The sequence below is a fragment of the Klebsiella sp. K4 genome (assembly GCF_014596785.2).
GTDB lineage: Bacteria > Pseudomonadota > Gammaproteobacteria > Enterobacterales > Enterobacteriaceae > Klebsiella > Klebsiella pneumoniae.
The window spans coordinates 260,852-274,502 of record NZ_CP115021.1 but is presented as its reverse complement, the minus strand read 5'-3'; the positions used below and the strand labels follow the sequence as shown (position 1 = coordinate 274,502).

Sequence of the window (13,651 nt, the reverse complement as noted above, 5' to 3'; positions counted from 1 at the left end):
AACCTTTTAAGCCTCGCGCTACAATCGCGGCAATCAACGATTAAGGACATATGGGCATGAGCAAACATTATGATTACCTCGCCATCGGCGGCGGTAGCGGCGGTATCGCCTCAATTAACCGCGCGGCCATGTACGGCCAGAAGTGCGCGCTGATTGAAGCCAAAGAGCTGGGCGGCACCTGCGTCAACGTCGGCTGCGTGCCGAAAAAGGTGATGTGGCATGCGGCGCAGATCCGCGAAGCGATTCATCTTTACGGCCCGGACTACGGTTTCGATACCACCATCAACCATTTTGACTGGGAGAAGCTGGTCGCGAGCCGTAGCGCCTATATCGACCGTATTCATACCTCTTACGACAACGTACTGGGTAAGAATAAAGTCGACGTGATCAAAGGCTTCGCGCGCTTTGTCGATGCCCACACCGTGGAAGTCAACGGCGAGATCATCACCGCTGACCATATCCTGATCGCCACCGGCGGCCGGCCGAGCCACCCGGATATTCCGGGCGTCGAATACGGTATTGATTCCGACGGTTTCTTCGAACTGCCGGCGCTGCCGAAGCGCGTGGCGGTGGTCGGCGCAGGCTATATCGCCGTTGAGCTGGCGGGGGTGATTAACGGCCTCGGCGCCGAAACCCACCTGTTCGTGCGCAAACACGCGCCGCTGCGCAGTTTCGATCCGCTGATCGTTGAGACCCTGGTGGAAGTGATGAACGCCGAAGGCCCGCAGCTGCATACCAATGCGATCCCGAAAGCGGTGGTGAAGAATGCCGACGGCAGCCTGACGCTGGAGCTGGAAGATGGCCGCAGCCAGACCGTTGACTGCCTGATCTGGGCGATTGGCCGCGAACCGGCGACCGACAACTTCAATCTGGCGGCAACGGGCGTTAAAACCAACGATAAAGGGTACATCATCGTTGATAAATTCCAGAACACCAACGTGCCGGGCATCTACGCGGTGGGCGATAATACCGGCGCCGTTGAGCTGACGCCGGTCGCCGTGGCCGCAGGCCGTCGTCTCTCCGAACGCCTGTTTAACAACAAACCGGAAGAGCATCTGGACTACAGCAACATCCCGACCGTGGTCTTCAGCCATCCGCCAATCGGCACCGTCGGCTTAACCGAGCCGCAGGCGCGCGAGCAGTACGGCGACGACGCCGTGAAGGTCTACAAATCTTCCTTCACCGCGATGTATACCGCCGTGACCTCTCACCGTCAGCCGTGCCGCATGAAGCTGGTGTGCGTCGGCCCGGAAGAGAAGATTGTCGGCATCCACGGCATCGGCTTCGGGATGGATGAGATGCTGCAGGGCTTTGCGGTGGCCCTGAAGATGGGCGCCACCAAAAAAGACTTCGACAACACCGTCGCCATTCACCCGACGGCGGCAGAAGAGTTCGTCACCATGCGCTAAGACGCGATCGCCGGATGATAAAAAGAAGCCCCCGGGGGCTTCTTTTTTTATGCTCAGGCCACGCCGTTATTGCCATGGCGCATAAACGCCGGGCGCTGATTGAGCGCCATATACCAGCGCTCCACGGCTGGCATCTCCGGATGGGCGAAAGGGGTCATTTTCCAGCGATGAACCGACAGCCCCAGCACGATATCGGCCAGGGTGAAGCGCTCGCCGGCTATCCACGCCCCGGTACGCTGCAGCTGCGCTTCAACAATGCGCACGCAGTGGGTCCAGGCGGCAATACTCTCTTTAATCGCCACCGGATCCTGAAAGCGCGGATCTTTACGCACCAGCCCCATAAAAGCATGGCGCCAGGCAGTGTTAAACTCGGTCGCCTGCCAGTCCATCCAGTGCTCCACCTCGGCGGCGGGCTGCGGTTCGGCGGGCAGCAGATCCCAGCGCTCCGCTTTGCGCGCCAGATAGCGGCAGATACTGTTCGACTCCCAGAGCACGAAGTCATCGTCCAGTAGCACCGGCACCAGGCTGTTAGGATTCAGACGCTGAAACTCAGGCGTATCCAGGGGCTTAAATCCGCTGCCGTAATCTTCCTGCTGGTACGCCAGCCCGGCTTCCTCGCAGGTCCACAGCACTTTCCGTACATTAATTGAAGAGCGTTTACCCAGAATTGTTAGCATCGTCAGCGATTCCTCAGCCATAAAAGACAGTTCATTCACTCTACTCTATTGCCAGCCAGCAACAAGGCAGAGCGCTGGATAATGTGTATAGTTGATTCCAGCCTGTTTGCCGAAAAGGAACCCGACATGTTGACCCCTTTTACCGTTTTGATGCCTGCAAATATTCGTTTTGGCCGTGGTCAGGCCGAGAGCGCCGCCCCCTGGCTGGCGCAACAGGGCGGCCCAATCCTGCTGGTGCATGGCGCCAGCCCGCAGCGGGCGGCGTTTCTCCGCCAGCAGCTGGAGGCGCTGCAGCTTGCGGTCACGACGCTGGCGATAAGTCGCGAACCCTGGCTTAGCGATATCGAGCAGGGCGTCCAGCTGGCGCGCGAGAAAGGGATCAGAGCGGTGGTCAGCCTCGGCGGCGGCGCGGTGATTGACGCCGGTAAGGCGATTGCGGCGCTGGTCCCCGCCGCCGGCCCGGTGATCGACTATCTGGAGGTGGTGGGAACGGGCCGTCAGCTGGAAGCCAGTCCCCTGCCGTTCGTGGCGATCCCCACCACCGCTGGCACGGGCGCGGAGGTCACCAAAAATGCGGTGATCAACGTTCCGGAACAGCAGCGGAAAGTGAGCCTGCGCGACGACCGAATGCTGCCTGACCTGGCGATTGTCGACCCGGCGCTAACCGACAACGCGCCGCGGAGCATCACCCTGAGCTCCGGCCTCGACGCCCTGACCCAGGTGATCGAGCCCTGGCTCTGCAGCCGGGCCACTCCCTTCACCGATGCTCTCTGCCAGCAGGCGATCCCGCGGGGAATTCGCGCGCTAAAAATCCTGATGGAACAAGAGTGTCCGGCCAGCCGCGACGAGATGGCCTGGGTCAGCCTGTGCGGCGGACTGGCGCTGGCGAACGCCGGGCTGGGGGTGATCCACGGCCTCGCCGGCCCGCTGGGCGGCCTGAGCCGCGCCTCGCACGGCGCCCTATGCGGCAGCTTGTTGCCGTTTGGCCTGGCGCTCAATGAGTCGCAGATCAACGACCCTGGCCTGCGCCAGCGCGTTAACGATGTCCGCCGCTGGCTGGCCGACGGGCTGGACGTCCCTGTGGATCAGGTCTGGGACAGTCTGCGGGAATGGAGCCATCGCGCTGGCCTTGGCACCCTGCGCGACCTCGGCGTAGCGCGCGATGCGCTGGAACCGGCGGCGCTGGCCGCCAGCACCTCCTCATCAATGAAGGCCAACCCGGTCAGCCTGAGCGGCGAACAGCTGCTGGAGATGCTGGAGGCGGCGTGGGAGTGAGCGCCCCGGGATAAAATTTTGTTGCATAATGAATGCTCCGAATTTCATCTGCGCCAGGATGTACAATTTTTAATTACTTATCAACAGCGTACTTTGAAATGGCAGCTTTTCTTCTCGGCGGAAAAGCGTGATCTCACGCACAGTTTGCTTCACACTCACCGAAGCGACTGTCTACGCTTAATAGACAAGGCCGGGTATGCCCGGCCCCGAACTCACGCTATCCGGAGGTCCGTATCGCTATGTTCAGCCAGAAATTACGCCACGTTGAAGACGACGAGTTAAGGATCGACATCGATCCCTGCTACGAAGCCGATCCGTACGAATTAAAGCTGGATGAGATGATAGACGCTGAACCGGAGCCTGAGGTGATCGAGGGGCTTCCGGCGTCCGATGCCCTCACCCCGGCGGATCGCTATCTTGAGCTGTTTACCAACGTGCAGAAATCACGCATTTTCGCGGACAGCAAAACCTTCCCCGACTGCGCGCCGAAACACGATCCGCTGGACATCCTGCGGAACTACCGCAAGGTCAAACGCCAGCCCGACTTCGATCTGCGGCAGTTCGTTGAGGACAACTTCTGGCTGCCGGAGAGCCAGAGCGACATCTATATCTCCGACCCCAGCCTGACCCTGAAAGAACACATCGACAAGCTGTGGCCGGTGCTGACCCGCGAGCCTCAGGATCATATCCCGTGGTCATCGCTACTGGCGCTGCCGCAGGCCTACATCGTGCCCGGCGGTCGCTTTAGCGAAACCTATTACTGGGACTCTTATTTCACCATGCTGGGGCTGGCGGAGAGCGGCCGGGAAGATTTGCTGAAATGCATGGCCGATAACTTTGCCTGGCTGATTGAAACCTACGGCCACATTCCGAACGGCAACCGCACCTACTACCTCAGCCGCTCGCAGCCGCCGGTGTTCGCCCTGATGGTCGAACTCTTTGAAGAGGATGGCGTGCGCGGCGCGAAGCGCTATCTGGACCATCTGAAGATGGAGCACGCCTTCTGGATGGACGGCGCCGAGTCGTTGATCCCGCACCAGGCGTATCGCCACGTGGTGCGTATGCCGGATGGCTCCCTGCTCAATCGCTACTGGGACGACCGTGACACGCCGCGGGATGAGTCGTGGCGCGAAGACGTGGAGACCGCCCGACACTCCGGGCGGCCCGCCAATGAAGTGTACCGCGACCTGCGGGCGGGCGCCGCGTCCGGCTGGGACTACTCCAGCCGCTGGCTGCGGGATATCACGCGGCTGGCCAGCATCCGCACGACGCAGTTTATCCCCATAGACCTGAACGCCTTCCTGTTCAAGCTGGAGACGACCATTGCCAACCTCTCCGGCCTGAAGGGCGATCGCGAGACGGAGGCGGCCTTCCGCCAGAAGGCCCAGGATCGGCGGGCGGCGGTCAACCGCTATCTGTGGGATGATGAGAACGGCTGTTTCCGCGATTATGACTGGCGCCGTGAACAGCTGGCGCTGTTTTCCGCAGCCAGTATCGTCACCCTTTACGTCGGCCTGGCGACCCACGAACAGGCAGAACGCCTTGCCGATGCGGTGCGGGCCCGCCTGCTCACCCCCGGGGGGATCATGGCCACCGAATACGAAAGCGGTGAGCAGTGGGATAAACCCAACGGCTGGGCGCCGCTGCAGTGGATGGCGATCCAGGGATTTAAACGTTACGGCCAGGATCCGCTGGGGGATGAGATTGCCTGGAGCTGGCTGCAGACGGTCAACCACTTTTACAAGCAACATCACAAGCTGATTGAAAAATACCATATTGCCACCGGCGTCCCCCATGAGGGCGGCGGCGGGGAGTATCCCCTGCAGGATGGCTTTGGCTGGACCAACGGCGTGGTGCGCCGACTGATTGGCCTGTACGGTGAGCCAACCTAGTCGGGCTGTTCCCGGCGGCTTTCTCCTGCTATGTTCAGAGGATTCGCCCTGCCCGGAACGACGCTTATGCCTGAACTTCTGACGCCGCGCCTGCGCTGCTCACCGCTGCAGCTGGACGACTGGTCGTTTTTTCTTTCCCTGCAGCAGGATCCGCAGGTCATGCTCTACGTCGCCGATCCCCGACCGCAGGCGGCCATCCGCGAGGCGTTCGATTCGCGGCTGCCGCCGTGGACGCCCGGGGATGAACACTGGCTGTGCCTGGTGGTGCGCGACAGGCTGACCCATACCCCGCTCGGCCTGACCGGTTACCAGCATCATCAGCGCGACATTGCCGAGGTTGGCTTTCTCTTCGCCCCGGCGGCGCAGGGCCGGGGCTACGGCTACGAATCGCTGCGCGCGCTGTGCGACTACGCCTTTACCACCGGCGGCGTGCGCCGCCTGACCGCCAGCGTCACCGCTGGCAACGAGGCGTCTAAGCAGTTACTGCTCAAAGCCGGCTTCCAGCTGGAGGGAGAGCTGCGGGAAAACTACTGGCTCAACGGACGCTGGCACAACGACTGGCTGTTCGGTCGGCTGCGTGGGGAGGGCGATGCGCCGTAGCGCACCGCCGGTCACATGCTGGGGGCAGTCAGGATCAGAGGAACATCCCACCCGAGACTTCCACACGCTGCGCGTTCATCCACGCCAGCTCATCGCTGAGCAGGGCGGCGATGGCGTCGCCGATATCATCCGGCAGCCCAACGCGCCCCAGCGCAGTCTGGGCGGCGATATGCCGATTCACCTCGGCGTTATCGCGCACCTCCCCGCCGCCAAAGTCGGTCTCAATGGCCCCCGGCGCGATGATGTTCACCGATATCCCCCGTCCGCCCAGCTCTTTCGCCTGATAGCGGGTCAGAACCTCCATCGCCCCCTTCATCGCGGCGTAGGCCGCATAGCCCGGCAGGGCAAAGCGCGCCAGGCCGCTGGAGACATTGAGGATACGCCCCCCATCCTGCAGGAGAGGCAGCAGACGCTGGGTCAGGAAAAACGGCCCTTTGAACTGGATATTCATCAGCTCGTCAAACTGCGCTTCGCTGGTCTCGGCGAAGGGCGCGTTGAGTCCGATCCCGGCATTGTTCAGTAAATAATCAAAGGTTGTGCGTCCCCACTTCTGCGCCAGCACCTGCGCCACCTCGCTGGCGAATGCGTCAAATGTTGTGGAATCGCCGACGTTCAGCGCTAATGCTGCCGCTTTGACCCCTTTTTGCTCTATTTCCGCCACCACGTCGAGGGCCGCCTGGCGGTTGCTGTGATAGGTCAAAAGAATATCGGTTCCCTTTGCCGCCAGCTTCAACGCGGCGTTTTTACCCAGACCGCGGCTGCCGCCGGTCACTAAAGCGATACGTTGTGTCATCAGAAGACCCCTTTCAGGTTGCGTTGTGATTGTGTTGTAGCTTATTAACTGCTCATGCAACAATAAATACGCTATATTGCGTTTTACTGTTTCATTAACAACAACAATAGGCGATCGGCATGGATAAAATTCATGCAATGCAGTTATTCATTCGCGTAGCGGATCTGGAGAGCTTCTCCCGCGCCGCCGAGACCCTGGCGCTACCTAAGGGTAGCGTCTCGCGACAGATTCAGGCCCTGGAAAGCCATCTTGGCGTGCGGCTCCTGCACCGCACCACCCGCCGGGTCCAGCTCACCCAGGATGGGATGGTCTACTACGAGCGGGCGAAAGATCTGCTGAGCAACCTCGACGAACTGGACGGCATGTTCCAGCACGATCCGGCGAGCATCAGCGGCCGGCTGCGGGTGGATATGCCGGTCGGTTTTGCTAAAAAAATGGTGATCCCGCATCTGCCGACTTTTTTACAGCAGTATCCGGGCATCGAACTGGAGCTGAGCAGCAGCGATCGGCTGGTGGACGTGATCCGTGAGGGGTTTGACTGCGTGGTGCGCGTCGGCGCGCTCAAAGACTCAGGGCTGATTGCCCGGCCGCTGGGCAAGCTGACGCAAATTAACTGCGCCAGCCCGGACTATCTGGCGCGTTTTGGCTATCCGCAATCCCTGGAGGATCTGGCGGATCATGCCCTGATCCACTACGCCAGCACCCTCGGGGTCCGTCCCCCCGGCTTTGAGGTAATGATCGACGGCGCGGTGCGCTGGGTAAAAACCGGCGGCATATTGACGGTCAACAGTACGGAAACCTATCAGGCAGCCTGTATCGCCGGGCTGGGGATTATTCAGGTGCCACGCACCGGCGTGCGCGAGGCGTTACGCGCCGGCGACCTGATTGAGATCCTGCCCCAGTACCGCGCCGAGCCGCTGCCGGTCTCGCTGATCTACCCGCACCGGCGCAATCTCTCCCGCCGGGTAAATCTGTTTATGGAGTGGCTGGGCGGACTGATGAAAGCGTATGTCGATTGAGCGGCGCGGCCGGAAAACGGGCGGCGGGGAGAGGCATTCCTGCAGGATACGGCATTTAAGGTATACTTTTTGCTGAATCTCGCTGTAAAAAAGGAAGAAATTACGTATGACGCCGGAAAACGACGATCGACGCCCGCCACAGGAACCGGATACGCAGCCGGAGAAAAGCAAAAGCACGCTCGAGGCCCTCAATGATACCGCCGTCGGGCAAAAAGCCAGCCAGGCGCTGAAGACCGTCACCGGAACGGCGGCCAAAGTGCAGCGCAACCCGGTGATCGCCCATCTGTTGCGCGCCGCAGAGCGCTTCAATGACCGGCTCGGCAATCAGTTTGGGGCGGCTATCACCTATTTCTCGTTCCTGTCGATGATCCCGATCCTGATGGTCTCCTTTGCCGCCGCCGGCTTCGTGCTGGCCTGGCACCCAACCCTGCTGCAGGACATTTTCGACAAAATTCTGCAAAACGTCAGCGACCCAACGCTGGCGGCAACGTTGAAAAACACCATCAACACCGCGGTGCAACAGCGCACCGCCGTCGGTCTGGTCGGCCTGCTGGTCGCCCTCTATTCCGGTATTAACTGGATGGGCAACCTGCGCGAAGCGATCCGCGCTCAATCGCGCGACGTCTGGGAGCGCCGGCCGCAGGACGAGGAGAAAATCTGGTTAAAGTACTTCCGCGATCTTATCTCGCTGATCGGTCTGCTGGTGGCGCTGATTATTACGCTGTCCATCACCTCCGTCGCCGGCTCCGCCCAGCAGATGATTATCTCCGCGCTGTATCTCGACAACATTGAATGGCTGAAACCCGCCTGGCGGCTAATCGGCCTCGCCATCTCGATTTTTGCCAACTATCTGCTCTTTTTCTGGATTTTCTGGCGCCTGCCGCGCCATCGTCCGCGGCGCAAGGCCCTGTTTCGCGGCACGCTTATCGCGGCGATTGGCTTTGAAATCATAAAAATCGTCATGACCTGGACGCTGCCGGCGCTGGTGAAATCCCCCTCCGGGGCGGCGTTCGGATCGGTGCTGGGGCTGATGGCCTTTTTCTATTTCTTCGCCCGCCTGACGCTATTCTGCGCCGCGTGGATCGCCACCGCGGAGTATAAAGACGACCGGCGGATGCCGGGCAAAACCCACCGCTGAGGTATTGCGAGGATGAATTAAAGAGGCAAAATTCATCCTCGCGCTTGATTTCAGCAGATAAATCCAGCATGTAACTTTTATTTAACTCAAAACTGGTTTTATTCTCTATCTTTTTAATTGTGTGAAGCATTTCATAGAACTATTTTTACTGGTGTAAAAATTATCCGCTTTTTGCCTCTTTTTTGCCCATTTTCCGCGTTTGTTACAGATTGAAATGTCCCTGTGGCTGTGGCTATATGGCTTTTCGTTCGCGCAAAAATAAGAAAGATCTATGCAAGCCACAGCCACCACTCTCGAAAACACGCAGGAAACCGCCCCGGTCAACTCACGCAACAAGGTTGTTGTCGCCTCGCTCATTGGCACCGCCATTGAGTTTTTCGACTTCTACATCTATGCCACCGCCGCGGTCATCGTCTTCCCGCATATCTTTTTCCCGCAGGGCGATGCCGCTGCGGCCACCCTGCAGTCGCTGGCCACCTTCGCCATCGCCTTCGTCGCCCGGCCGATCGGCTCCGCGCTGTTTGGCCACTTCGGCGATCGCGTCGGCCGGAAGGTCACCCTCGTGGCCTCGCTGTTAACCATGGGGATCTCCACCGTGGTGATCGGCCTGCTGCCCGGCTATGAAAGCATTGGCATTGTCGCGCCGATGCTGCTGGCGCTGGCGCGTTTCGGTCAGGGCCTTGGCCTCGGCGGGGAATGGGGCGGCGCAGCGCTGCTGGCTACGGAAAACGCCCCGGCGCGCAAGCGCGCCCTGTACGGCTCCTTCCCGCAGCTGGGCGCGCCGATCGGCTTCTTCTTCGCCAACGGCACCTTCCTGCTGCTCTCCTGGCTGCTGACCGACCAGCAGTTTATGGAGTGGGGCTGGCGCGTGCCGTTTATCTTCTCCGCGGTGCTGGTGATCATCGGTCTGTATGTTCGCGTCTCGCTGCATGAGACCCCGGTCTTCGCCAAAGTGGCGGCGGCGAAAAAACAGGTCAAAATCCCGCTGGGTACCCTGTTGACCAAACACGTCCGGGTGACGGTGCTGGGCACCTTCATCATGCTGGCCACCTATACCCTGTTCTACATCATGACCGTCTACTCGATGACCTTCAGCACCGGCGCGGCGCCGAATGGCCTGGGTCTGCCGCGTAACGAAGTGCTGTGGATGCTGATGATGGCGGTGATTGGCTTTGGCGTGATGGTGCCTGTCGCCGGCCTGCTGGCGGACGCCTTTGGTCGTCGCAAGAGCATGATTATCATCACCACGATGATTATTTTGTTCGCCCTGTTCGCCTTTAAACCGCTGCTGGGCTCCGGCAATCCGCTGCTGGTCTTCGCCTTCCTGCTGCTGGGCTTAAGCCTGATGGGACTGACCTTTGGCCCGATGGGCGCGCTGCTCCCGGAGCTGTTCCCGACGGAAGTGCGCTACACCGGCGCGTCGTTCTCCTATAACGTGTCGTCGATCCTCGGCGCCTCGGTCGCGCCGTACATTGCCGCCTGGCTGCAGGGTAACTACGGTCTCGCGGCGGTCGGCACCTATCTGGCGGCGATGGCGGCGCTGACGCTGATCGCCCTGCTGCTGACCCACGAGACCCGCCACCAGTCGTTGTGATCCTTCGCCCTGACGCCCCCGGCGTCAGGGCTCTCCTCTACTTTTTCATCTGCGACAAAATGGTCCGACACTGGTTGCTATCGCCCTCCGCCGGGGAGATCAGCGCCAGCAGCGCGGCGGCCGGCGTCACCAGGGTTGCCAGCGCCGCCGCTACCGCGCCGCGGACAATCAGCGGCCCGGCCTTCACCCCCGCCTGCGGCGATTTAAAGGTGCCCCGGACATACAGCGGGGAACGCAGGGTGATCACCCGAAAGCCTTTGCTTTCCGGATCGATGGTCAGGTCCAGCTGCTCGGAGGCGAAGCTGGCGGTCCCGGTCACATTGATCAGCGCGTTTTCTGTATCGAAGGCAAAAATCTGCGGCCGGGCGACGCCGTTGGTTACGTCGATATTGGCCGCGGCGCAGTTTACCCGAACCTCCTCATCGCCAAAAATCTGACCGATCAGGTAGTTACCGACGTTAAGACCGAGGATTTCCATCAGGTTGCGACTGATCAGCCCGTCGTTCATCAGCAGCTTCAGGTTACCGTTGCTGTTGCCGAGCAGGGCCGCCACCGAGTTGCCGCTGCCGCGCAGCTGGACATCGCCATTCATCTCGCCGAGGGTTTTCTGCATCATCTCGACGTTTGGCATCAGCGCCTTCAGCTTCAGGCGTCGCGCCTGCAGATTGGCCTCACCCTGCAGCGGCTTTTTATCGCCCTGCAGGTGTACGCTGCCGGCAATCGACCCGTTGGCCAGGCCAAAGCGCACCGGCTGCAGGCGCAGGTCACCATCCTCCAGAATCACATGGGTCGACAGATCGCTGATCGGCAGGGTGCCGCCGTGCTCAATTCTCCGGCCCTTAAAGCGCACATCGGCATCCATCACCTGCCACTTGTCGGTTTCAAAGCGGTCCGCCGGCAGCACTTTACCCGCCGGCTGCGGCCGGTCCCCCGCCTGGCGCGAAGCGCTTTTCTTCGTTCCTTTGCCGGAATCAACGCCGATTAATGGCCCGAGGTCCGCCAGACGCAGCTGCTTCGACTCCATATCGCCGCTGAGTTTCGGCCGCGGCTTGCCGGTGGTGTAGGTCAGGGAGCCATGAATGTCGCTATCGCCGATTCGGCCGTTAAAATTCTGATAGTTAAAGCGCATGCGGTTTTTTTGCGTAAAGTCGGCGCGCAGGCGGCCGTCGGTGGAGAATGACGGCGTCTCCGGCAGCAGCACGCCGGTCAGGTCGTAGAGATCGCGCAGCGAGTCGCCGGCGAATTTTAGCCGCAGGTCAATGCCGCCGACGTTGAGCGGGTCGCTGACCGTGCCGCTGAACGCTACCCGGGTGTTACCGGAGTGGAAGTCGCCCTGCAATGGGAAGGGGGCGCTTGCGCTGCGCAGGGCCAGCATGCCGCCGATTTTCCCGTTGCCGGTGACCGGCTGGCCCTTGTAGCGGCCCTTCAGCGACAGACCAAAGACATAGTCGCCTGGTTTCGCCGCGCTATGGCGATCCTTTGTGCCGGTCACTTCGCTGAACGGCAGCGGTTTGCCTAGGGGATCGACGAGGATGGTGATATCGCTGCGGGTGATCTTGTCGTCAATGGCGATAGTCCCGCGATCAAAGAGAATATTATCGAGGCGAAAGGACCAGCTGGAGGGCGCGCTGTCGCCCGGAGTACGCTTATCGCCCGCCAGCTGAAAGGTCCAGTTATTGTTGTCTTCCGCCAGGCGGATCAACCGTACGTCGGGCTGCTCCAGCTTGATCCACGGCAGGTACACCGTTTTGCTCAGCAGCGCCAGCGGGGCAAGGGTCGCCTCCACCCGCGGCAGATGGATCATGGTCACCTGGGGAATGGCCGGCGGGTTGCCCAGCACGATATCCTCCGCGTGTACGTGGGGCCACGGGATCCAGCTGCGCCAGCCGCGCTCGTCCGGCTGCCGTTCCCAGACCACGCCGAGATCGCCGCGGATGGCGAACGGGCGGTTAAGTTCGGCGGACACTTTCTGATTGATCGTCGGCTTCAGCCGGTTCCAGTCAAAGGTGGCCAGCACGATAAAGAAAAGAACGATCAGCAATAGTATCGTTCCTGTGATGATAACCAACGTTTTACGGGTTCTGCTCATCCCTACTCCGCTCCTTTTGCATCACGTCAGTCCTGAATATAGTCAAAAAGCGGCGTTTATCCTGGAAATGCGCTTTTCGTCACATTACGCGCGTCAGGTCAAAAAAATAATGGAACGATGTTTTAATATGATTGACCAGCAAAACAGCGCAGCGCACACTAGCGCTTATATCGATTCCATTGCAGGTTCTGGCTATGTCTAAAAAAATTGCCGTTATTGGCGAATGCATGATTGAGCTGTCAGAGAAAAACGGGGCCGTTAACCGCGGCTTTGGCGGCGATACCTTAAACACCTCGGTCTATATCGCGCGGCAGACGGATGCCAGCGCATTGAGCGTCCACTACGTCACCGCCCTGGGAACCGATGCGTTCAGCCAGCAGATGCTCGACAGCTGGCAACAGGAAAACCTCAACACCGATCTTATCCAGCGGATGGCCGACCGCCTGCCGGGGCTGTATTACATTGAAACCGATGATACCGGCGAGCGTACCTTCTACTACTGGCGCAACGAGGCGGCGGCAAAGTTTTGGCTGGAGAGCGATCGCGCGGCGGCGATTTGCGAAGAGCTGGCCACTTTCGACTATCTCTATCTGAGCGGCATCAGTCTCGCCATTCTCAGCCCGGCCAGCCGCGACAAGCTGTTCACGCTGCTGCGTGAGTGCCGCGCCAACGGCGGCAAGGTGATCTTCGACAACAACTATCGTCCGCGCCTGTGGGCCAGCCAGGCGGAAACGCAGCAGGTCTATCAGGAGATGCTCGCCTGCACCGATATCGCGTTTCTGACCCTCGATGATGAAGACGCGCTGTGGGGAGAAAAACCGGTTGCTGAGGTGATCGCCCGCACCCACGCCGCCGGCGTGGAAGAGGTGGTGGTGAAGCGCGGCGCGGATGCCTGCCTGGTCTCGGTTAGCGGGCAACCGCTGCGGGAAGTGCCGGCCGTCAGGCTGGCCAAAGAGAAGGTGGTGGATACCACCGCCGCCGGAGACTCCTTCAGCGCCGGCTACCTGGCCGTTCGCCTGACCGGCGGCGATGCCGAATCCGCCGCCAGACGCGGACACCTGACCGCCAGCACGGTGATCCAGTATCGCGGGGCGATCATCCCGCGGGAAGCGATGCCGCAGTAATTCTCCGCACAAAGCGCTCTCCGGCCGCCGCTGGCGCGCCG

Annotated in this window: 11 protein-coding genes; 8 read left to right on the top strand and 3 right to left on the bottom strand. The window is 60.7% G+C overall.

From position 1 onward, the window contains the following. Nucleotides 1-56: 56 nt before the first annotated feature. Nucleotides 57-1,409 carry a glutathione-disulfide reductase gene (gene gorA / locus IB144_RS01275; protein ID WP_002921271.1) on the top strand — a complete coding sequence of 451 codons (1,353 nt, stop codon included), beginning with the start codon at nucleotides 57-59 and terminating at the stop codon, nucleotides 1,407-1,409. A 53-nt stretch (nucleotides 1,410-1,462) separates the two neighbouring features. Here the strand turns inward: gorA and IB144_RS01270 are convergent, their stop codons facing one another. After that, nucleotides 1,463-2,086: a glutathione S-transferase gene (locus IB144_RS01270; RefSeq protein ID WP_002921273.1), complete on the bottom strand. Its 624-nt coding sequence runs from the start codon at nucleotides 2,084-2,086 to the stop codon at nucleotides 1,463-1,465. A 126-nt stretch (nucleotides 2,087-2,212) separates the two neighbouring features. Here IB144_RS01270 and IB144_RS01265 point away from each other — a divergent pair, with 126 nt between their 5' ends. From IB144_RS01265 to IB144_RS01255, 3 genes are all read left to right on the top strand, one after another. Beyond that, the gene (locus IB144_RS01265; protein ID WP_004188256.1) at nucleotides 2,213-3,361 is read left to right on the top strand and encodes an iron-containing alcohol dehydrogenase; all 1,149 of its coding nucleotides are present in this window, start codon (nucleotides 2,213-2,215) and stop codon (nucleotides 3,359-3,361) included. Between the two features lie 239 nt (nucleotides 3,362-3,600). Then, on the top strand, nucleotides 3,601-5,253 hold the full coding sequence (locus IB144_RS01260) for an alpha,alpha-trehalase (protein WP_002921331.1): 1,653 nt from the start codon (nucleotides 3,601-3,603) through the stop codon (nucleotides 5,251-5,253). Between the two features lie 66 nt (nucleotides 5,254-5,319). Continuing rightward, the gene (locus IB144_RS01255; protein WP_023301322.1) at nucleotides 5,320-5,853 is read left to right on the top strand and encodes a GNAT family protein; all 534 of its coding nucleotides are present in this window, start codon (nucleotides 5,320-5,322) and stop codon (nucleotides 5,851-5,853) included. A 34-nt stretch (nucleotides 5,854-5,887) separates the two neighbouring features. Here IB144_RS01255 and IB144_RS01250 read toward each other — a convergent pair whose 3' ends face one another. After that, nucleotides 5,888-6,646 (bottom strand): SDR family oxidoreductase, encoded by a 759-nt coding sequence (locus IB144_RS01250; protein ID WP_002921336.1) that lies wholly within the window; start codon nucleotides 6,644-6,646, stop codon nucleotides 5,888-5,890. Nucleotides 6,647-6,765: 119 nt separating this feature from the next. Between IB144_RS01250 and IB144_RS01245 the strand changes: the two genes are divergently transcribed. The 3 genes from IB144_RS01245 to IB144_RS01235 all read left to right on the top strand — a co-directional run bounded on the left by IB144_RS01245 (nucleotide 6,766) and on the right by IB144_RS01235 (nucleotide 10,397). Then, complete coding sequence (locus IB144_RS01245) at nucleotides 6,766-7,665, top strand: LysR family transcriptional regulator (RefSeq protein WP_004145179.1); 900 nt, start codon at nucleotides 6,766-6,768, stop codon at nucleotides 7,663-7,665. A 106-nt stretch (nucleotides 7,666-7,771) separates the two neighbouring features. Continuing rightward, nucleotides 7,772-8,803 carry an inner membrane protein YhjD gene (gene yhjD / locus IB144_RS01240; RefSeq protein WP_065888708.1) on the top strand — a complete coding sequence of 344 codons (1,032 nt, stop codon included), beginning with the start codon at nucleotides 7,772-7,774 and terminating at the stop codon, nucleotides 8,801-8,803. A gap of 271 nt (nucleotides 8,804-9,074) precedes the next feature. Then, on the top strand, nucleotides 9,075-10,397 hold the full coding sequence (locus IB144_RS01235) for an MFS transporter (RefSeq protein WP_004150118.1): 1,323 nt from the start codon (nucleotides 9,075-9,077) through the stop codon (nucleotides 10,395-10,397). 37 nt (nucleotides 10,398-10,434) lie between these two features. Here IB144_RS01235 and IB144_RS01230 read toward each other — a convergent pair whose 3' ends face one another. Further along, a complete protein-coding gene (locus IB144_RS01230; RefSeq protein WP_004211224.1) occupies nucleotides 10,435-12,486 on the bottom strand; it encodes an AsmA family protein in 2,052 nt (683 codons plus the stop codon). Nucleotides 12,487-12,680: 194 nt separating this feature from the next. Between IB144_RS01230 and IB144_RS01225 the strand changes: the two genes are divergently transcribed. Then, nucleotides 12,681-13,610, top strand: a complete 930-nt coding sequence (locus tag IB144_RS01225; RefSeq protein ID WP_020325155.1) for a sugar kinase — start codon at nucleotides 12,681-12,683, stop codon at nucleotides 13,608-13,610. Nucleotides 13,611-13,651 lie beyond the last annotated feature (41 nt).